Raw genomic sequence first — 19,075 nt, 5'->3', positions numbered from 1 at the left:
GCCGCCCGTCACTGGAGCGCCGCCGGCAACCCCGGGGGTGCCCGCCGAACCGGGAGCTGGGATCTGAGGATGAAGGTCGGAGTCGCTCGAGAGGTCAAGAACCACGAGTACCGGGTCGCGCTCACCCCGTCCGGGGTGACCGAGCTGGTGGCCGCCGGGCACGACGTGCTGGTCGAGCACGACGCCGGGGTCGGGTCGTCCATCCCGGACGCGGACTTCACCGCGGCCGGCGCGAAGATCGTGGCGACCGCCGACGACGTGTGGGGCGAGGCGGACCTGCTGCTGAAGGTCAAGGAGCCGATCGCCGAGGAGTACGGCCGGATGCGGGCCGACCAGACGCTGTTCACCTACCTGCACCTGGCCGCCTCGCGCGCGTGCACCGACGCGCTGCTCGCCTCGGGCACGACCGCGGTGGCCTACGAGACCGTGCAGACCGACGGCGGCGCGCTGCCGCTGCTCGCACCGATGTCCGAGGTCGCCGGCCGGATGGCGCCGCAGGTCGGGGCGCACACGCTGGAGCGGGCCTCCGGCGGCCGCGGCGTGCTGCTGGGCGGGGTGTCCGGGGTGCACGCGGCCAAGGTCGTGGTCATCGGTGCCGGGGTCTCCGGGATGAACGCCGCGGCGATCGCCCTGGGCATGCAGGCGCAGGTCACCGTGCTCGACCGCGACCTGGAGAAGCTGAGGGCCGCCGACCAGCTCTACCGCGGGCACCTGCAGACCGTCTCCTCCAACGCGCTGGAGATCGAGCGGGCGGTGCTGGAGGCCGACCTGGTGATCGGCGCCGTCCTGGTGCCCGGCGCCAAGGCACCCACCCTGGTGAGCAACGAGCTGGTGTCCCGGATGAAGCCCGGCTCGGTGCTCGTCGACATCGCCGTCGACCAGGGCGGCTGCTTCCAGGACAGCCGGCCGACCACCCACGACGACCCGACGTTCGTCGTCCACGGGTCGGTCTTCTACTGCGTCGCGAACATGCCCGGCGCGGTGCCGCACACCTCGACCTACGCGCTGACCAACGTGACGCTGCCCTACGTGCTGGCGCTGGCCGACTCCGGCACCGCGGCGGCGCTGGCCGCCGACCCGGCGCTGGCCCGCGGCGCCAACGTCGCCGGCGGGCAGCTGGTGCACGCCGGCGTCGCCGAGGCGCACGGGTTGCCGTCGGTCCCGTGGCAGGAGGTGCTGTCCTGACAGCGGTGTCAGGTCCCGCCACCCACCCCGCCACCCCGGCAGGCCCGGCCGTCGAACGGGTGGTCACCGGCTACCTGGACCACCTGACCGTCGAGCGCGGTCTCGCCGGCAACACGATCACCTCCTACCGCCGCGACCTGCGCCGCTACGCGGAGTTCCTGGCCGCCGGCGGTGTCGAGGGGCTCGGCGAGGTGGGGGAGTCCGACGTCGCCGCGTTCCTGGTGGCGCTGCGCAGCGGGGACGACGAGCACCCGCCGCTGTCGGCGACGTCGGCGGCCCGGGCGGTGGTCGCCGTCCGCGGCCTGCACCGGTTCGCGCTGCTCGACGGGCTGGTGGCCGACGACGTCGCCGCCCAGGTCAAGCCCCCGGCGCCGGCGCGGCGGCTGCCCAAGGCGATCCCGGTCGAGCAGGTCGAGGCACTGCTGACCGCCGCCGCCGCGGTCGAGGGCTCGCGCGGGCTCCGCGACCGGGCGCTGCTGGAGCTGCTCTACGGCACCGGCGCGCGGATCTCCGAGGCGGTCGGGCTGGCCGTCGACGACCTCGACCTCGCCTCCGCGGCGGTGCGGCTGGCCGGCAAGGGCGGCAAGGAGCGGGTCGTCCCGGTCGGCAGCTACGCCGTCCGCGCCGTCGAGGACTACCTGGTGCGGGCCCGGCCGGAGCTGGCGACGAAGGCCCGCGCCGGGGTGCGCGGGGGAGCGCTGTTCCTCAACGCCCGGGGCGGGCCGCTGTCCCGGCAGAGCGCCTGGTCGATCCTCCGCGAGGCCGCCGAGCGGGCCGGGATCTCCGCCGAGCTGTCACCGCACACGCTGCGGCACTCCTTCGCCACCCACCTGCTCGACGGCGGCGCCGACGTCCGCGTGGTGCAGGAGCTGCTCGGCCACGCCTCGGTGACCACCACCCAGGTCTACACGCTGGTCACCGTCGAGCGGCTGCGCGAGGTCTACGCGACCAGCCACCCCCGCGCGCTGCGCTGAGCTCAGGGCGCGGCGGCCAGCAGCCCGCGGACCAGGGCGGCGTGCTCGGGACGGGCCGGACTCGTGTGGTGCCACGTCGCGGCCAGGCCGAGCGCGACGACCCGGCCGGTGGCGACCAGCGCCCGGACCACGGTCAGCAGCTCGTCGACCCGCACCCCGCCGGCCGCCGGGTACAGCAGGTCCGGGACCTCGGCGGGCGTGCAGACGTCGACGTCCACGTGCACGTACAGGTCGCCGTCCGGGACGACGCCGACCAGGTCGGCGACCGTGCTGCGGGTGACGGCGGAGCCGGCGAGCAGCTGGTGCTCGCCGGGGTCGGTGTCCCGGGCGTCGACCAGCACCACGCGCTGCTCCGCGACCGGCCGCAGCCCCAGCGCCGTCGGCAGCGCCAGGTCGCCGCGGCCGACGGCCAGCGACAGCGGCATCCCGCCGAGGTAACCCGACGTCGTGGTGTCGACGGTGTGGAAGTCGGCGTGCGCGTCGAACCAGACGACGGCGGGGTCCCGCCCGGCCCGCTGCAGCCCGGCCAGCACCCCGAGGCTCGTGGTGCAGTCCCCGGAGGCGACGACGGCAGCTCCCTCGCCGACGACGTCCGCGACCTGCTCGTACAGCGCGGCCATCCGGGTCCACGGGTCGCCCGCCGGGAGGTCGGCGGTCACCTCGCGATCGGCGGGGACGCCCAGGTCGAAGGGGTCGAGGCGCTCGTCGAGGTGGTAGGGGACGGCCAGCAGCAACATGTCGACGAGTTTCCTCGTCGTCTCGGTCACGCTCGCCGGGCACCCTGCCGAGAAGAGAGGTGGGAGAACGGGTCGGCGGCTTCCCCCGCCGGTCGTGCGGGCTCCTGCCGTGACCGCACCCGGTCCACGGTCCGCTCAGCACCCGGGAAGAGGCACAGACGATGTCGACACGAGCCGAGGCGGCGGCCTCCGCCGTCGCGCTCCCGCGCGGAGGGGCCATGGCGGGCGACGCCGAGATGGGCATCCCGACGAGCCGCGTCGACCCCGCCAAGGCGCGGCAGCGCAAGCTGCCCGACCCGAAGCCGATCACCGAGCACGGGCCGGCGCGGATCATCGCCATGTGCAACCAGAAGGGCGGCGTCGGCAAGACCACGTCGACCATCAACCTGGGTGCCGCGCTGGTCGAGCAGGGCCGCAAGGTGCTGCTGGTCGACCTGGACCCTCAGGGTGCGCTGTCGGTGGGCCTCGGCATCCCCTCCCAGCACCTGGACCGGACCATCTACAACGCGCTGATGGAGCCGCGGACGACGCTGGCCGACGTGCGGGTGGCCACCGACATCCCCGGCCTGGACCTGGTGCCCAGCAACATCGACCTGTCCGCCGCCGAGGTGCAGCTGGTCAGCGAGGTCGCCCGTGAACAGACCCTGATGCGGGTGCTCGCCTCGGTCCGCGACGAGTACGACTACGTGCTCATCGACTGCCAGCCCTCGCTCGGGCTGCTGACGGTCAACGCGCTCACCGCCGCGCAGGGCGTGATCATCCCGCTGGAGTGCGAGTTCTTCTCGCTGCGCGGGGTCGCGCTGCTGGTGGACACGATCGACAAGGTCAAGGAGCGGCTCAACCCGTCGCTGGAGATCGACGGGATCCTGGCCACCATGTACGACACGCGGACCGTGCACTGCCGCGAGGTGTTCAGCCGGGTCGTCGAGGCCTTCGGCGACACCGTGTTCCAGACCGTCATCAGCCGCACGGTGCGGTTCCCGGAGACCACGGTGGCCGGGCAGCCGATCACCCAGTGGGCCCCCACGTCGTCGGGCGCCGCGGCGTACCGCGATCTCGCCAAGGAGGTCATCGCTCTGTGACTCGTCGTCCTGTTCTCCCGGGCGCCGCAGAGCTGTTCCGCCGGACCGACATCGCGGCGCCCTCGCCGACGCCGGTCACCGAGCTGTCGACCCTCGCGGCCGCCCAGTCCTCTCCCGCGCTGCGCACCAACGGCGTGTCCCGGGCGGCGGGCGAGGACGAGCTGCCGGCCAACCCGCCGCTGACCCTGGTGCCCGACGTCGCCGGAGGGGCGCCGCGGATCGTCGTCGACGAGCTCGCCGCGCACCGGTCGACGCTGCCGGCGGCACCGCCCAAGCAGGTGACCCGGGCGAGCAGCTCGAAGGGGCGCGCCCGGCACGAGGAGAAGATCACCGTCTACTGCTCGGCCGACGAGCTGCTGGCCCTGGAGACCGCGCGGCTGGCGCTGCGCGGTCAGCACGGGGTGGCCGCCGACCGCGGCCGGATCGTCCGCGAGGCGATCGCCGTGGTGCTGGCCGACCTCGAAGTGCACGGCGAGGACTCGGTCCTGGTCCGCCGGCTGCGCAAGTGAGCCGCTGAGCGATCGGTCGTCGGTTGCCTCGCGGGACGGTCACGCTCCGCGTGCGGACCTAGGCTGGATGTGTGAGCCGGTTGCCGTATGTCGAGGAGCTGATCCGTCGGCTGCGTCTGGACGGACAACCGCTGGACGTCGAGTACGGCTCACACCGCACGGTGCGGCTCACCCAAGCGCCTGAGCACCGGGGCCATCCCGTCGTGGTGGTGGTGAGCGAGCCGGACCTCGAGGCGGCGGTGACATCGATCGGGACGTCCTGCCGTGACGAACTCTGGCCCAGCGAGAGCGTCGAGTCCGCGGGGTTCAACCTGCTGCTCGTGCACCTCGACGAGGTCGTCGCCACCCGCGACGGCTCCGAACCGTTGCTCATCACCGCCGATGGTCTGCAGTGGCCGGGTCAGCGGCGCCCTCACTGCGAGCAGCGGGGGTGACCGCTGCCGAGCCCAACGAGGTCGGGAACGGGCGGTTCACCGTCCGGCTGGCCAACTTCGAGGGCCCGTTCGACCTGCTGCTGCAGCTGATCGGCCGGCACAAGCTCGACGTCACCGAGATCGCGCTGTCGACGGTCACCGATGAGTTCATCGCGCACCTGCACGCGCTCGGCGACCAGCTGGACCTGGACCAGGCGAGCGAGTTCCTGGTCGTCGCCTCGACGCTGCTGGACCTCAAAGCCGCCCGGCTGCTGCCCGCGGCCGACGTCGAGGACGAGGACGACCTCGCCGTCCTCGAGGCGCGGGACCTGCTGTTCGCCCGGCTGCTGCAGTACCGCGCGTACAAGCGGGCCGCGGAGTTCCTGCGCCGGCGGGAGGCGGAGGCCGCGCGCCGGTTCCCGCGGGACGTGGCGCTGGAGCCGCGCTTCGCCCAGCTGCTGCCCGAGGTGCTGCTCGGGGTGACGCCGGAGCAGTTCGCGGCGCTGGCGCACGAGGCGCTGACCCCCAAGCCGCCACCGACGGTGAGCGTCTCGCACCTGCACGCGCCGGCGGTGAGCGTCACCGAGCAGCTGGTCCTGGTGCGCGGCCGGATCGCGGCGGCGGGCACCGCCACCTTCCGCTCGCTGAGCAGCGACTGCGCGCACACGCTGGAGGTGGTCGCCCGGTTCCTGGCGCTGCTGGAGCTGTACCGGCAGCAGCTGGTGACCTTCGACCAGGTCGCGCCGCTCGGCGAGCTGCACGTGCGGTGGACCGGCCCGCAGCTGGTCGGCGGCCGGCTGCCGGAGGAGATCGAGGCCGCGATCGCGGACGACCTGGAGGAGTACTCGTGAGCGACGAGCCGGAGCAGCCGCGTCCGTTCTCCTGGGACGCGATCGCCGCCGAGGTGGCCGCCGGGCTGGAGGACGACGAGGCGCTGCCCGCGGAGGGCTGGGACGTCGTCGCCCGGCAGCTGGCCGCAGGGCTGGGCAGCGCGGCGGACCCCCCGGCCGCCGTCGACCCGGCGGCCGCGGAGGAGGCGGCGACGGTCGAGGAGGCGCCGGCGCTGTCGTTCGGCCGGGCACCCGCGGCACCGCCGGTGGAGCTCGAGGTGCTGCCCGAACCGGAGGCGGTGGTGGAGGAGGCCGCACCGCACGTCGCGCCGGTGCAGGAGGAGCTCGACCTCGACGTCGGCCCGGACCCGGTGGTGCTGCGCGGCGGCCTGGAGGCGCTGCTGTTCGTCGTCGACGCGCCGGTCGACGAGGTCACCCTCGCCGACGCGCTGCGGTGCCCGGTGCCCCGGGTGCGCCGGGAGCTGGCCGCGCTGGCCGCCGACTACGACGAGCGGGGCGCCGGGATCGTGCTCCGCCGGGTGGGGGAGGGGTGGCGGCTCTACACCCGGGAGGAGCACGCGTCGGTCGTCGAGCGGCACCTGCTGGGGGGCCAGCGCAACCGGCTGACCCAGGCGGCGCTGGAGACCCTCGCCGTCATCGCCTACCGGCAGCCGGTGACCCGGGCTCGGGTGTCGGCCATCCGCGGGGTGGGGGTGGACGCCGTGGTGCGCACGCTCACCTCGCGCGGGCTGATCCGGGAGGCGGGCTCCGACCCGGACACCGGGGGTGGGCTGTACGTGACGACGCCACTGTTCTTGGAACGGCTCGGGCTGACCGGCCTGGACGAGCTGCCCGAGCTCGCACCGCTGCTCCCGGACGCCGGTTCCCTCCTCGAGGAGCACCCGGACGCCTGAGCGGGAGGTTCCGGCGTCCGGGTGCACCGCTCAGTTCGACCCGGCCTTCTCCTTCTCGTACCGCTCGGTCATGGTGGCCACCGCCTGCATCTGCGCCGCCGCGTAGTCCTCGCGCTTGCCCGTGGCGTGGGCCTTGGCGTCGAGCGTCTGCTGCGCGTGCGAGACCGCCCCGCCCTGGAAGTGCGGCATCACGTGCTGGGCGATGAGCTCCCACGAGCGCTTCGTCGCCTCAGGGTTGGCCCACTCGTGCCCGAGCAGCAGCATGCAGCCGAAGCCGCCGGACTGGTCCCAGAGCCGCTGGACCTGCGCGCGGGCGTCCTCGACGGTCCCGATCGCGCCGACGCCGGCCTCGTTGATGAAGTCGATCATCTCCTTGGCGTCGCCGCCCTCGACAGCCATCTGCGGGAACGCGGCGGTCTTCTGGAAGTAGCGGAACCAGGTCTCGATGCCGAACTGGACGTCGCGGTAGGCCTGCTCGCGGGTCTCGGCCACGTGCATGAGCCCCACCAGCCGCCAGTCGTTGCGGGACACCGTCTGCCCGAAGTGGGCGGCCCGCTCCTCGACCACGTTCCAGTGGTGGGCGAGCGCGTCGAAGCCGTCCTTGGTGAGCGTGGCGCCGATCGAGAGCAGGCCGACGCCGTGCCGGCCGGCCAGCCGCGGCCCGGTGGGGGAGGCGACCGCAGCGACGGAGATGTCGAAGCACGGCTGGGTGTAGGGCCGCAGGTGCAGGCGAGCGTTGACCAGGTCGTGGGTCCGGGTCTTCTCGGTGACCGTCTCACCGCGGAGCAACCGCATGATGATGTCGAGGTCGACCTCCATCAGCTCGCGGGTGTCGGTCGGGTTCAGCCCCAGCATCATCGAGTCGGTGGGCAGCGACCCCGGCCCGCAGCCGAGCATGGCGCGGCCCCGGGTGAGGTGGTCCAGCAGCACCATGCGCTCGGCCACCCAGAGCGGGTTGTGGTAGGCGATGGACGTGACGCCGGTGCCGAGCTTGATGCGGCGGGTCCGCTCGGCGGCCGCGGCGATGAAGATCTCGGGGGAGGCGATGATCTCGGTGCCGGCCGAGTGGTGCTCGCCGATCCACGCCTCGTCGTAGCCGCACCGGTCCAGGTGCTCGATCAGCTCGAGGTCCCGCTGGAGCGCCAAGGTCGGGTTCTCCCCGGCCGGGTGGAACGGGGCCAGGAACGTGCCGAAGCGCAGTCGGTCCATGGAGTCCTCCTCGATGTGGGTGACCTGTCTCACACCATGGCCAGTCTCAGGGCGGGCGAGGTCCGTGTCGAGGGTCGGGCAGGTCCCGGCTCAGACGAGGAGTGGTCCGATGAGGATCTCGGTGTCGTCGGGGCGGTAGGTGTGCCACTTGCCGCCGGGATCTCGTTCGACCCGGAACCCGTGGTGGACCTTGGTGTGGTGCCGTTCGCACAGCAGCCCGGAGTTCTCCAGGCTGGTCTCCCCGCCGAAGATCCAGTGCACGAGGTGATGGACGTCGCACCAGTAGGTCGGGGCGCCGCAACCGGCGAACACGCAGTGCCCGTCCCGCAGCTCCACGGCCTTGCGGAGGCCGGGGGTGACGACCCGGTGGTCCCGGCCCAGGTCCAGCAGCACCCCGTCGGGGCCCATCACGATCCTCGAGATGCTCGCGTCGCAGGCCAGCCAGCGGGCCCGGGCCGCCGAGATCTGCCCACCGAACCCGGTCCGGGCCGCACCCGGGCCGGTGGCGGGGTCGATCAGGTCGTCGATGTCCAGGTTGAGCACCACCTGCGGCTTCACCGTCCGCAGCTTCGGCAACCCACCGGAGGCCAGCGCGTTGTCACATAGCTGGACGAGGGCGTCGGCGAGCTGCTGGGCGCGGGTGCGGTCATCGCCTTGGGGCCGGTTGGCCTGCACCATCGACTCCAGCGCGGCCATGACCTTCTCCCCACCCACGGCATCGAGCCGGTAGTCCCCGGACACGCCGCTGTCCCCGTTGCGGGAGATGCGGAAGGACCGGCCCTCGGTGGGGTCGGGTTCGGTGCCATCGGGGTCCAGGGCCTCGCGGTAGTGGTGCACCACCTGGGCGAGCCGGTCATGGGCCTCACCGTGAGCGACGGCGACCAGCGCCCGATCGATCACGCCCAGGTCGACGTCCTGCTCGTCGGCCGCGGCCCGCTCCGCCTCCCCGGCGATCGGGGCGATCACCGCCACCTGCGACGCGGTGACGGTGCCCTCGGCGAAGGCGGCCGCGGTGGCCGGCAGGTGCTCCAACGCCCGACCCGACCGCACCAGCCGCCCGGCCTCCCCCGCCGACAGGTGCCCGTGCCCACGCAGCCAGGAGGCCACCGTCTTCTTGCCGTCGTGCTCGGCGGCGCCGGTTGAGTCGGCGTGCCGGACGGTGCGGGTCAACTCCGCGTTGGCGCGGTTGACCACCTGCAGGAGCGCCGTGGTCCGCTCCAGCACCGCGCCAGGAGCCAGGGCGAAGAGGTCCTCAGCGGCCAGGGCATCCAATGCGGACTGCAACTCACCCACCGGACACCCCCTCCACGTCTTCGAACACGTGTGCGAAGTCTACCGCCGCAAAGGGTGCCGGACAAGATGAATCCCCAGGTCAGACGCCTGTCCACAGATTTCTATGAGCCCTTGACAGGGCGCCCGAGACCCGCAGCCACGCCAAAGCGTGCCTTCTGCGACGAGGGGTGAGCGGTCGCGGAGGGAGCACGCGGTGGGGAGGCGCTCCCTGCCGGGAGGCCACGTGCAGCGTGGTGATCGTCGCAGCGGCGAGGTGGGAGAATGGCGGGGATGAACACCTTCCCTGACGACGAGTCCACCACCGAGGGCGGCGAGGGCTGGTCCGAGGACATGGAGCTCGCACCGTTGCACCCCCGCGACGCCGAGGCCGCCGAGCCCGACGAGGACCGCCCGGGTGAGCGGTTGCAGAAGGTGCTGGCCCGGGCCGGCGTCGGCTCCCGCCGCGTGTGCGAGGACATGATCGACGAGGGTCGGATCAGCGTGAACGGCAAGGTCGTCACGGTCCAGGGCATGCGCATCGACCCGGACACCGCCGTCATCGCCATCGACGGCCGTCGGATCGACATCAAGAACGACAAGGTCACCTACGCGATGAACAAGCCGTTCGGCGTCATCACCGCGATGAGCGACGACCGCAACCGGCCCACCGTCGGCGACATGATGGGCGACCTCGCCGCCGGCCTGGTGCACGTCGGCCGGCTGGACCAGGACACCGAGGGCCTGCTGCTGCTCACCACCGACGGCGAGCTCGCCCACCGGCTGGCGCACCCCTCCTACGAGGTGAAGAAGACCTACCTCGCGCAGGTCAGCGGCTCGGTGCCGCGGGACATCGGTCGCCGGCTCCGCAGCGGCGTCGAGCTGGAGGACGGGCCGGTCGCCGTCGACTCCTTCGACCTGGTGGACACCCACGCCGGTCAGTCGGTCGTGGAGATCGTCCTGCACGAGGGCCGCAAGCACATCGTGCGGCGGTTGCTGGCCGAGGTCGGGCTGCCGGTCACCCGGCTCACCCGCACCGCCGTCGGCCCGATCGAGCTCGCTCGGATGCGCACCGGGACGATCCGCAAGCTCACCCGGTCGGAGGTCGGCGCCCTGCACGAGCTCGTCGGGCTGTGAGGGTGACCGAACGGGCGATGCCCCGCTGCAGGCCGACGAGCGCGCGACGCTGGAGGGCTGGCTGGACTTCTACCGGGCCACCCTGCTCGGCAAGTGCGACGGGCTCACCGACGACCAGCTGCGCACCGCCGCCGTGCCGCCGTCCCCGCTCACCCTGCTCGGCCTGGTGCAGCACGCGGCCGAGGTCGAGCGGAACTGGTTCCGCCGCGTGCTGCTCGGTGAGGACGTCCCGCAGATCTACGGGCCGGCCGCCCAGGCCACCGGCCAGGACGGCGGGTTCGACCTCGCTGACGATGCCACCCTGGCCGCCGCCCGGGCCACCTGGGACGACGAGGTCGCGCGCAGCCGGACCGCCACCGCGGCGCGCGGCCTGGACGAGACCAGCCCGTTCATGGGCGGGCAGGTCACCCTGCGCTGGGTCTACAGCCACATGATCGCCGAGTACGCCCGGCACGCCGGGCACGCCGACCTGCTGCGCGAGCGCCTCGACGGCGCGACCGGCGCCTGATCAAGGACCCCGTCCCCGCGTCCCTCGCGCGCTTCGGACGAGGCTCTGTACGGGGCCGAGTCGCCGACTCGGCCGCGCCAGAGCGCGGCGACCTCGAACGGCGTCGTCAGCACCTGGTCCGCGCCGACGACCCGGTCGCCACCGGTCAGCCGCAGCGGCGCCTCGAGCCGCAGGTCCTCGCTCGACGCCCCAGCTGCAGGACGACGTCCCCGCAGTCGACCACACGCTGCAGGTCCCGGCCGGTGAACGAGGTCTGGTCGGCGTGCACGGTGAACGTCACCCGCGCCGCGGCGCCGGCCGCCAGCGGGACCCGGGCGAACCCGACGAGCTGACGCATCGGCGGACCACGCTGGCCACTGGGTCGTACAGGTACAGCTGGACGACGTCGGCGCCTCGCGGGCACCCGACGCCGGTACCCGCTCAGCGGCCTCACCGCCAGCTTCCAGAAGTGACGGCCGGGTCAACCCAGCAGGCGCGCCGGGTCGGCGAGGACGCCGTCCAGTGCCTGCAGAGCGGCGCCGCTGGCACCGGCCGCGGGTGGTCCCGGGACGCTGACCACCCGTGGTCGGCGCCACCGGGCGGAGAGCACCCGGCTGGCCAGGTGCTCCTCCAGCGCCGGGCGGAGCAGGTCGGCGAGCTCCGCGAGGTGCCCGCCGAGCACGACGGTCGGGATGCCCACCACGTTCACCACCCCGGCCAGGGCCACACCGAGGGCCCACGCGCCGGTGCCGAGCGCGGCGACCGCTGCAGGCTCGCCGGCCGCGGCCAGCCGGACGAGGTCGCCGGGGGGTGCGTCCAGCGGCAGCCCGGCGGCGCGCAGCAGTGCGTGCCGGCCGGCGTAGAGCTCCAGGCACCCGGTGGAGCCGCAACTGCAGGGCGGCCCGTCCGGGTCGACGCACACGTGGCCCACCTCGCCGGCCCAGCCGGAGCTGCCGGTGACCCGGCCGCCGAGGACGACCGCGCCACCGATGCCGATCTGGCCGGACAGGTACACGAAGTCGCGGTACGGCCCGGCCTGGCCCGGCGCCTCCTCGGCGACGGTGCGGGCGGCGAGGTCGGCCTCGTTGCCGGGGACGACGTCCAGGCCGGCCGGGACGAACGGCGCGAGCAGGCCCGCCGGGGAGAGGTCGGACCAGCCGAGGTTGGGTGCGCGCAGCAGCACGCCGGCCTCGGCGTCCACGACCCCGGGCAGGGCCAGGCCGGCCCCGACCAGGCAGAGGTCGGCCGGCAGTCCGGCGAGGACGTCGGCGGTCAGCGCGCCGAGGGTGGCCATCGTCGCCGCCGGGTCGCTGCCCCGGAGGTCACCGGGCGCCACCCGCTCGGCGACCACCCGGCCGCGGAGGTCCACGACCCGGGCGGCGAGCAGCCCGGCGTCGGCCTGCAATCCGAGAGCGGCGAAGCGGGCGCCGGGCACCAGCGGCGTCGCCGGGCGACCGCGGCGGGGGAGCACCTCGCGCTCCACCTCGTCGAGCAGCCCGCCGGCCACCAGCTCGTCGACCAGCCGGGCAGCCGTCGCCCGGGTCACCCCGGTGACGGCGGCGACGTCGGCGCGGGACAGCGGCCCGGACGCGGCGCACACCGTGCGCAGCACCAGCCCGAGGTTCGTCGTCCGCACGGTGGACTGCCGGGCACTGCTCGGCGCCCCCGCCAGTCGCTGCGTCACGGGTTGAGGTTAGCCGCTCCCTGCCTTATGTTTCGAGACAGAACAAAAGATCGCCCGGGTGGGCGACGCACTCCTGCTCCCCGCCCGCACCCCCAGCACCCCGCGAGAGGAACTCATCGATGAGCACCCTGCAGCCGACCCCCGAGGACAAGTTCAGCTTCGGCCTGTGGACGGTGGGCTGGACGGCGCGCGACCCGTTCGGTGACGCCACCCGTCCCGAGGTCGACGTGGTCGAGTCCGTGCACAAGCTCGCGGAGATGGGCGCCTACGGCGTCACCTTCCACGACGACGACGTGATCCCCTTCGGCAGCGACACCACCGCCCGCGACGAGCGCATCAAGCGCTTCCGCACGGCGCTGGACGAGACCGGCCTGGTCGTCCCGATGGTGACGACGAACCTGTTCACCCACCCGGTGTTCAAGGAGGGCGGCCTCACCGCCAACGACCGCGAGGTGCGCCGCTTCGCGATGCGCAAGGTCATGCGCAACATGGACCTGGCCGCCGAGCTGGGCGCCAAGACCTATGTGCTGTGGGGCGGCCGCGAGGGCACCGAGGTCGACACCGCCAAGGACCTCATCGCCTCGCTGGACCGCTACGCCGAGGCGATCGACACCCTGGCCGCCTACTCCGAGGACCGCGGCTACGGCCTGCGCTTCGCCCTGGAGCCGAAGCCCAACGAGCCACGCGGTGACATCTTCCTGCCCACCATCGGGCACGCGATCGCCTTCATCTCCAAGCTGCAGCACAAGGACCTCGTGGGGATCAACCCCGAGACCGGCCACGAGCAGATGTCGAACCTGAACTACACCCACGGCATCGCCGAGGCGATCTGGCTGGGCAAGCTGTTCCACATCGACCTCAACGGCCAGCACGGCCCGAAGTTCGACCAGGACCTGGTGTTCGGCCACGGCGACCTGCTGCAGGCCTTCTCCACCGTCGACCTGCTGGAGAACGGCGGCCCGGACGGTGGCCCCAGCTACGACGGGCCCCGGCACTTCGACTACAAGCCGATGCGCACCGAGGACATGGACGGCGTCTGGCGCTCGGCCGCGGCGAACATGCACACCTACCTGCTGCTCAAGGAGCGGGCTGCGGCGTTCCGCGCCGACCCGGAGGTGCAGGAGGCGCTGGCTGCGGCCCGGGTCCCCGAGCTGCGCCAGCCCACCCTGGCCGAGGGCGAGACCTTCGAGGACCTGCTGGCCGACCGCTCGGCCCTCGAGGACTTCGACGCCGAGACCGTGGCTGAGCGCGGTGCCGGTGTCGTGCGGGTTGACCAGCTGATGATCGAGCACCTGCTCGGCGCACGCTGACATGACGCTGGTGGCCGGGGTCGACTCGTCGACCCAGTCGTGCAAGGTCGTGGTCCGGGATGCCGACACCGGTGCCCTGGTCAGGGAGGGCCGGGCAGCGCACCCGGACGGCACGGAGGTCGACCCGGCCGCCTGGGCGTCGGCACTGGAGACGGCGCTCGGCGAGGCCGGTGGCCTCGCCGACGTCGCCGCCGTCGCCGTCGGCGGGCAGCAGCACGGGATGGTCTGCCTGGACGCCGACGGGGCGGTGGTCCGCCCGGCGCTGCTGTGGAACGACACCCGGTCGGCGCAAGCCGCGACCGACCTGACCGCGGAGCTGGGCGGCGGGCAGGCCTGGGCCGGCGCCGTCGGCCTGGTGCCGGTCGCGTCGTTCACGGTGACCAAGCTGCGCTGGTTGGCGGAGCACGAGCCGGCCAACGCGGCCCGGACGGCGGCGGTCTGCCTGCCGCACGACTGGCTGACCTGGACCCTCGCCGGCCGCCCGGGGCTCGATGCGCTGGTGACCGACCGCGGCGACGCCAGCGGCACCGGCTACTGGTCGCCGATCACCGGCGACTACCGGCCCGACCTGCTGGAACGCGCCTTCGGCAGCACCCCGGTGCTGCCCCGGGTGCTCGGCCCGGCCGAGCAGGCCGGGGTGGTGGCCGGCGGGGGTGCGCTGCTGGGCCCGGGCACCGGGGACAACGCCGCCGCCGCGCTGGGCATCAACGCCGAGCCCGGTGACGTCGTCGTCTCGATCGGCACCTCCGGGGTCGTCTCGACGGTCTCGACCACGCCGAGCGCCGACCCGTCCGGCACCGTCGCCGGGTTCGCCGACGCCACCGGCAACTTCCTGCCGCTGGCCGTCACGCTGAACGCGGCCCGGGTGCTGGACGCCACCGCCCGGCTGCTCGGCGTCGACCACGACGAGCTGTCCCGGCTGGCGCTGTCCGCGCCGGCCGGGTCGGGCGGCCTGGTGCTGGTGCCCTACCTGGAGGGCGAGCGGACCCCGGACCGGCCGCACTCCACCGGCGCGGTGCACGGGCTGACGCTGACCACCGCCGAGCCCGCGTACCTGGCACGCGCAGCGGTCGAGGGGCTGCTGTGCGGGCTGGCCGACGGGCTCGAGGCGATCGCCGCGCTGGGCAACCCGGTCCGCCGGGTGTTCCTGGTCGGCGGCGGCGCCCGGTCCGAGGCGGTCCGCCGGCTGGCGCCCGCCGTCCTCGGGGTGCCGGTGCTGGTACCGCCGCCGGGGGAGTACGTCGCCGACGGCGCCGCCCGGCAGGCCGCCTGGGTGCTGGCCGGCGGGGACACCCCGCCGGTCTGGCCGGCCGCCAGCACCGAGACCTACGAGGCGGACCCGGTCCCGCACGTCCGCGCGCGGTACGCCGAGGTCCGGGAGCTCACCGCGCCGCGGGTGGGATGAGTCCCGTCCCTGTCGCTGACCCAGGAACTGTCGTCCCTGCGGGCTAGCGTCCGCGGCATGCGCCGGGGAGTCGTCGCCGCGCTGTGCCTCGTGCAGTTCGTCGACGTGCTGGTCGTCACCAGCGCGACCACCGCCATCCCGGCGGTCCTCTCCGACCTCGACGCCCCCGCGTCGGCCGCCGGGCCGATCGCCATCGCCTACCCGACGGCCTTCGGCGGCCTGCTGGTGCTCGGCGGGCGGCTCGGGGACCGGTACGGGCCGCGCCGGGTGCTGCTCGCCGGGCTGGTCGCGTTCACGGTGGCCGGGCTCGCCGGGGGCCTCGCCGCCGACGTCGGCCAGGTCGTCGGGGTGCGGGCGGTGCAGGGCGCCGCGGCCGCGGTCTCGGTGCCCTCGGCGCTGGCGCTGCTCCTGCACGTGAGCGCCGAGGGGAGGGAACGGACCACCGCGCTGGCGTGGTGGAGCGCAGCGGGTGCCGCGGCGGGGTCGACCGGCTTCCTGGTCGGCGGCGCGCTCACCGACGCCCTGGGCTGGCGTTCGGTCTTCTGGGGGACCGTGCCGGTCGGCGTCCTGCTGCTCGCCGTCGCTGTCCGGGCGCTGCCCGCGCCGCCGCCCCGGGACGCCGACCGCTCGCTGGACGGCACCGGTGCGGTGCTGCTGGTGGCCGCGGCCACCGGCGTGGTGGCCGGTGCCTCGCTGCTGGAGCGTCCCGCGAGCCGGGCCGCCGGAGCGGCGCTGGTGCTGGCCGGACTGGGCTTCGGGCTGTTGTTCGCGGTGCAGCAACGCCGGGTCACTGCCCCGCTCGTCCCCGCTCCGGCGGCCCGGTCGGCCGGCCTGCGCACCGGGACGGCGGTGTCGTTCGTGAACACCGCCACCACCACCTCGGCGGCGGTGCTGGCGACCCTGGTGCTGCAGGACGAGCTCGGTGCGAGCCCGCTGGAGGCGGGGCTGGTGCTGATGTCGATCAGCGCCGCGGTGGTCCCCGGGTCCGCGCTGGCCCGCGCGCTGGCGGCCTGTACCTCGCTGCGCCGGGTCGCCGCCGCGGGCCTGGGCGCCATCGCGCTCGGGGACCTGCTGCTGGCGGCGACCACGGGCAGCCGGGCGGGGATCGTGGCCGGGGGCGTGGTGCTGGGGGTCGGCCTCGGCGTCGCCTCCGTGGCGGCCAACCAGATCGGCACCTCGGTCGCGCCGGAGATCCAGGGCAGCGCCTCGGGCATCGTGAACACCGGCGCGCAGCTGGGCACGGCGATCGGGGTCGCCGTCCTGGTCCTGGTCGCCTCGGCCGGCTCGTACGGGCCGTTCTCCGGGACGGCGGTGGGCTGGGTGCTCGCCGCGGCGGCGGCCGCGCTCACCGCGGTGCCGCTGGCTCTCCGGCGCTCGGCGGGGCAGGTGGCGGGGCCTCCGTAGACTCGACCGAGGTGCACGGCGACCCGTGCACCGCGTCGATCAAGGGGAGTGCTGTGGCCGTCCGAGCCATCCGAGGAGCGACGCAGGTGGCCGCCGACGACCGCGACGAGGTGCTCGACGCCACCCGCGAGCTCGTCAGCACCGTCCTGGAGCGCAACGAGCTCGACCCAGCGGACCTGATCAGCATCCTGTTCACCGCCACCCCCGACCTGGTGTCGGAGTTCCCGGCACTGGCCGCGCGGGAGCTGGGGCTGGGCGACGTACCGCTGATGTGCGCCACCGAGATCGCGGTGCCGCACGCGCTGCCGCGGGTGCTGCGGCTCATGGCGCACGTGGACACCCCGCGGGCCCGCGCCGACGTGCAGCACGTGTACCTGCGCGGAGCCGTGGCGCTGCGCCGGGACATCGCGCAGTGATGGAAGGACCCCGTCCCCCGCACGACTCGCAGGCTCGTCGCGGGCCTCTGGACGGGGCCAAGGTCTTCCGCGGCCAGGTCACCCTCGACGGGCCGTCGGGCACCGGCAAGTCCAGCGTCGCCCGCGCCGTCGCCACCCGGCTGGGCGCGGCCTACCTGGACACCGGCGCGATGTACCGCGCCGCGACCGTCGCCGTCCTGGACGCCGGGGTGGACCTCGACGACCCGGAGGGCATCACCCGCGCCGTCCGCGCCGCCGACATCCAGGTCGGGACGGCGGCCGACGCCGAGACGGTGACCGTGGACGGCGTGGACGTGGCCGAGCGGATCCGCGGCGCCGAGGTGACCCGCACGGTCTCGCCGGTCTCCGCCGTCCCGGCCGTGCGCCGGCTGCTGGTGGACCGGCAGCGCTCGCTGATCGCCGCCGCCGACGCCGTCGTCGTCGAGGGCCGGGACATCGGCACCGTCGTCCTCCCCGATGCCACCCTCAAGGTCTACCTGACCGCCGCACCCGAGGCGCGCGCCGAGCGACGGGCCGGCCAGCTCGGGGTCACCGACCCCGGCCGGATCGCCGAGATCGCCGCCGACCTGCGCCGCCGGGACGAGTACGACAGCAGCCGGGCCGACAGCCCGCTGCGCCCTGCTGCCGACGCCGTGGTCGTCGACAGCACCGGGCTGGACCGTGAGGCCGTCGTCGAGCGCGTGCTCGACCTGGCCCGCACAGCAGTAGGAGAGCCCGCATGACCGACAACGACATCCCCGACCTCGACGAGCCCACCGGTCCGCTGCCGGTGGTGGCGATCGTCGGCCGGCCCAACGTCGGCAAGTCGACCCTGGTCAACCGCTTCATCGGCCGGCGTGCCGCCGTCGTCCAGGACGTCCCCGGTGTCACCCGCGACCGCATCCCGTACCAGGCGCTGTGGAACGGCAAGAACTTCACCGTCGTGGACACCGGCGGCTGGGAGCCGAAGGCGACCGGCATGGCCGCCTCGATCGCCCGGCAGGCCGAGTACGCGATGAAGACCGCGGACGTGATCGTGCTGGTCGTCGACGCGTCCGTGGGGGCGACCGAGACCGACCTGGCCGCCGCGCGGGTGCTGCGGCGCAGCACGACGCCGGTGATCCTGGTGGCCAACAAGGTCGACGACGAGCGCAGCGAGGCCGGCGCGGCAGAGCTGTGGTCGCTGGGGCTGGGGGAGCCGTTCCCGGTCAGCGCGCTGCACGGCCGGGGGAGCGGTGACCTCCTCGACCTGGTGCTCGACGCGATGCCGGAGGCGCCGCGGGAGACCGAGGAGGTCGGCGGCCCGCGCCGGGTGGCGCTGGTGGGGCGGCCCAACGTGGGCAAGTCCAGCCTGATCAACCGGCTGAGCAAGGAGGAGCGCTCGGTCGTCGACTCCGTCGCCGGCACCACCGTGGACCCGGTCGACTCGATCGTGACGATCGGCGGGGAGGAGTGGCGGTTCGTCGACACCGCGGGTCTGCGCCGCCGGGTGAACACCGCCAGCGGCACCGAGTACTACGCCAGTCTGCGCACCGAGGCCGCGATCGAGGCCGCCGAGGTCGCCGTCGTGCTGCTCGCCGCCGACGAGGTGATCAGCGAGCAGGACCAGCGGGTGATCACCCAGGTGATCGAGGCCGGCCGGGCGCTGGTGATCGCCTTCAACAAGTGGGACACCCTCGACGAGGACCGGCACGCCCAGCTGGAGAAGGAGATCGACCGCGACCTGGCCCGGATCCAGTGGGCCAGCCGGGTCAACATCTCCGCGCTGACCGGCCGCGGGGTGAACAAGCTGGCGGGGCACCTGAAGGAGGCGCTGGCCGGCTGGGAGACGCGGGTGCCGACCGCCGAGCTGAACACGTTCATCCGGGCGCTGGTGCAGGAGACGCCGCCGCCGGCCCGCGGTGGCCGCGCACCGAAGATCAAGTACGTGACCCAGGCGGACATCCGGCCACCGCGGTTCGTGGTGTTCTCCACCGGGTTCCTGGAGGCGGGCTACCGGCGGTTTCTGGAGCGCAAGCTGCGCGAGCAGTTCGGCTTCCACGGCACGCCGATCGACGTGTCGGTCAAGGTGCGCGAGACGAAGGCCCGCGACCTGAAGAAGTAGGCCCCG

The 19,075-nt window shown here is 74.1% G+C and carries 20 protein-coding genes; 15 read left to right on the top strand and 5 right to left on the bottom strand.

What is annotated here, in order from left to right; all coding sequences use genetic code 11:
- Positions 1–69 precede the first annotated feature (69 nt).
- Together ald and xerD are read left to right on the top strand one after the other, a co-directional pair.
- Positions 70–1,185, top strand: coding sequence for an alanine dehydrogenase (gene ald, locus FHL79_RS03715; protein WP_138757274.1), 1,116 nt, complete (start codon positions 70–72; stop codon positions 1,183–1,185).
- 5 nt (positions 1,186–1,190) lie between these two features.
- On the top strand, positions 1,191–2,159 hold the full coding sequence (gene xerD / locus FHL79_RS03710) for a site-specific tyrosine recombinase XerD (protein WP_246080315.1): 969 nt from the start codon (positions 1,191–1,193) through the stop codon (positions 2,157–2,159).
- A gap of 2 nt (positions 2,160–2,161) precedes the next feature.
- Here xerD and FHL79_RS03705 read toward each other — a convergent pair whose 3' ends face one another.
- The gene (locus FHL79_RS03705) at positions 2,162–2,926 is read right to left on the bottom strand and encodes an arginase family protein (protein ID WP_138757273.1); all 765 of its coding nucleotides are present in this window, start codon (positions 2,924–2,926) and stop codon (positions 2,162–2,164) included.
- Between the two features lie 188 nt (positions 2,927–3,114).
- Here FHL79_RS03705 and FHL79_RS03700 point away from each other — a divergent pair, with 188 nt between their 5' ends.
- From FHL79_RS03700 to scpB, 5 genes are all read left to right on the top strand, one after another.
- Complete coding sequence (locus FHL79_RS03700) at positions 3,115–3,978, top strand: ParA family protein (protein WP_246080313.1); 864 nt, start codon at positions 3,115–3,117, stop codon at positions 3,976–3,978.
- Positions 3,975–4,487 (top strand): hypothetical protein, encoded by a 513-nt coding sequence (locus tag FHL79_RS03695; RefSeq protein WP_138757271.1) that lies wholly within the window; start codon positions 3,975–3,977, stop codon positions 4,485–4,487. Before FHL79_RS03700 ends, FHL79_RS03695 begins: the two co-directional genes overlap by 4 nt.
- A 71-nt stretch (positions 4,488–4,558) precedes the next feature.
- Positions 4,559–4,921, top strand: coding sequence for a hypothetical protein (locus FHL79_RS03690; RefSeq protein ID WP_138757270.1), 363 nt, complete (start codon positions 4,559–4,561; stop codon positions 4,919–4,921).
- Positions 4,918–5,751 (top strand): segregation and condensation protein A, encoded by an 834-nt coding sequence (locus FHL79_RS03685; protein WP_138757269.1) that lies wholly within the window; start codon positions 4,918–4,920, stop codon positions 5,749–5,751. The genes FHL79_RS03690 and FHL79_RS03685 overlap by 4 nt, the downstream gene beginning before the upstream one ends.
- Positions 5,748–6,644 (top strand): SMC-Scp complex subunit ScpB, encoded by an 897-nt coding sequence (gene scpB / locus FHL79_RS03680; protein ID WP_138757268.1) that lies wholly within the window; start codon positions 5,748–5,750, stop codon positions 6,642–6,644. The genes FHL79_RS03685 and scpB overlap by 4 nt, the downstream gene beginning before the upstream one ends.
- A gap of 30 nt (positions 6,645–6,674) precedes the next feature.
- Here scpB and FHL79_RS03675 read toward each other — a convergent pair whose 3' ends face one another.
- Together FHL79_RS03675 and FHL79_RS03670 are read right to left on the bottom strand one after the other, a co-directional pair.
- Complete coding sequence (locus FHL79_RS03675; protein ID WP_138757267.1) at positions 6,675–7,853, bottom strand: LLM class flavin-dependent oxidoreductase; 1,179 nt, start codon at positions 7,851–7,853, stop codon at positions 6,675–6,677.
- A 90-nt stretch (positions 7,854–7,943) separates the two neighbouring features.
- Positions 7,944–9,146: an HNH endonuclease signature motif containing protein gene (locus FHL79_RS03670; protein ID WP_138757266.1), complete on the bottom strand. Its 1,203-nt coding sequence runs from the start codon at positions 9,144–9,146 to the stop codon at positions 7,944–7,946.
- A gap of 270 nt (positions 9,147–9,416) precedes the next feature.
- Here FHL79_RS03670 and FHL79_RS03665 point away from each other — a divergent pair, with 270 nt between their 5' ends.
- Together FHL79_RS03665 and FHL79_RS03660 are read left to right on the top strand one after the other, a co-directional pair.
- A complete protein-coding gene (locus FHL79_RS03665; protein ID WP_171057996.1) occupies positions 9,417–10,259 on the top strand; it encodes a pseudouridine synthase in 843 nt (280 codons plus the stop codon).
- Between the two features lie 25 nt (positions 10,260–10,284).
- Positions 10,285–10,767 (top strand): mycothiol transferase, encoded by a 483-nt coding sequence (locus FHL79_RS03660; protein ID WP_138757265.1) that lies wholly within the window; start codon positions 10,285–10,287, stop codon positions 10,765–10,767.
- A 145-nt stretch (positions 10,768–10,912) separates the two neighbouring features.
- Here the strand turns inward: FHL79_RS03660 and FHL79_RS25475 are convergent, their stop codons facing one another.
- On the bottom strand, positions 10,913–11,104 hold the full coding sequence (locus FHL79_RS25475) for a fibronectin type III-like domain-contianing protein (protein ID WP_218938309.1): 192 nt from the start codon (positions 11,102–11,104) through the stop codon (positions 10,913–10,915).
- A gap of 123 nt (positions 11,105–11,227) precedes the next feature.
- Positions 11,228–12,430, bottom strand: coding sequence for an ROK family transcriptional regulator (locus tag FHL79_RS03650; RefSeq protein WP_138757264.1), 1,203 nt, complete (start codon positions 12,428–12,430; stop codon positions 11,228–11,230).
- 119 nt (positions 12,431–12,549) lie between these two features.
- On the opposite strand from FHL79_RS03650, the gene xylA reads away from it, so the two are divergent.
- From xylA to der, 6 genes are read left to right on the top strand one after another with little or no spacing between them, the layout of a single operon-like run.
- Complete coding sequence (gene xylA / locus FHL79_RS03645) at positions 12,550–13,740, top strand: xylose isomerase (RefSeq protein ID WP_138757263.1); 1,191 nt, start codon at positions 12,550–12,552, stop codon at positions 13,738–13,740.
- Position 13,741: 1 nt separating this feature from the next.
- Entirely contained in the window at positions 13,742–15,145 is a 1,404-nt protein-coding gene (xylB, locus tag FHL79_RS03640; RefSeq protein ID WP_138757262.1) for a xylulokinase, read from the top strand.
- A gap of 57 nt (positions 15,146–15,202) precedes the next feature.
- Positions 15,203–16,549, top strand: a complete 1,347-nt coding sequence (locus tag FHL79_RS03635) for an MFS transporter (protein ID WP_138757261.1) — start codon at positions 15,203–15,205, stop codon at positions 16,547–16,549.
- 11 nt (positions 16,550–16,560) lie between these two features.
- On the top strand, positions 16,561–16,965 hold the full coding sequence (gene aroH / locus FHL79_RS03630) for a chorismate mutase (RefSeq protein WP_342777091.1): 405 nt from the start codon (positions 16,561–16,563) through the stop codon (positions 16,963–16,965).
- Positions 16,965–17,708, top strand: coding sequence for a (d)CMP kinase (gene cmk, locus FHL79_RS03625; RefSeq protein ID WP_246080309.1), 744 nt, complete (start codon positions 16,965–16,967; stop codon positions 17,706–17,708). Before aroH ends, cmk begins: the two co-directional genes overlap by 1 nt.
- Complete coding sequence (gene der, locus FHL79_RS03620; RefSeq protein WP_138757260.1) at positions 17,705–19,069, top strand: ribosome biogenesis GTPase Der; 1,365 nt, start codon at positions 17,705–17,707, stop codon at positions 19,067–19,069. The genes cmk and der overlap by 4 nt, the downstream gene beginning before the upstream one ends.
- Positions 19,070–19,075: the final 6 nt, after the last annotated feature.

The organism is Modestobacter altitudinis (assembly GCF_005930475.1).
Classification (GTDB): domain Bacteria; phylum Actinomycetota; class Actinomycetes; order Mycobacteriales; family Geodermatophilaceae; genus Modestobacter; species Modestobacter altitudinis.
Note: the sequence above shows the minus strand (reverse complement) of the source record. Positions and strands in the feature narration are given on the sequence as shown.

Excerpts from the sequence above, each read along its gene's own strand:
- ald (WP_138757274.1), top strand. The coding sequence starts at position 70 with ATGAAGGTCGGAGTCGCTCGAGAGGTCAAGAACCACGAGTACCGGGTC.
- FHL79_RS03700 (WP_246080313.1), top strand. The coding sequence starts at position 3,115 with ATGGCGGGCGACGCCGAGATGGGCATCCCGACGAGCCGCGTCGACCCC.
- FHL79_RS03675 (WP_138757267.1), bottom strand. The coding sequence starts at position 7,853 with ATGGACCGACTGCGCTTCGGCACGTTCCTGGCCCCGTTCCACCCGGCC.
- FHL79_RS03665 (WP_171057996.1), top strand. The coding sequence starts at position 9,417 with ATGAACACCTTCCCTGACGACGAGTCCACCACCGAGGGCGGCGAGGGC.
- FHL79_RS25475 (WP_218938309.1), bottom strand. The coding sequence starts at position 11,104 with ATGCGTCAGCTCGTCGGGTTCGCCCGGGTCCCGCTGGCGGCCGGCGCC.
- xylA (WP_138757263.1), top strand. The coding sequence starts at position 12,550 with ATGAGCACCCTGCAGCCGACCCCCGAGGACAAGTTCAGCTTCGGCCTG.
- xylB (WP_138757262.1), top strand. The coding sequence starts at position 13,742 with ATGACGCTGGTGGCCGGGGTCGACTCGTCGACCCAGTCGTGCAAGGTC.
- FHL79_RS03635 (WP_138757261.1), top strand. The coding sequence starts at position 15,203 with ATGCGCCGGGGAGTCGTCGCCGCGCTGTGCCTCGTGCAGTTCGTCGAC.
- cmk (WP_246080309.1), top strand. The coding sequence starts at position 16,965 with ATGGAAGGACCCCGTCCCCCGCACGACTCGCAGGCTCGTCGCGGGCCT.
- der (WP_138757260.1), top strand. The coding sequence starts at position 17,705 with ATGACCGACAACGACATCCCCGACCTCGACGAGCCCACCGGTCCGCTG.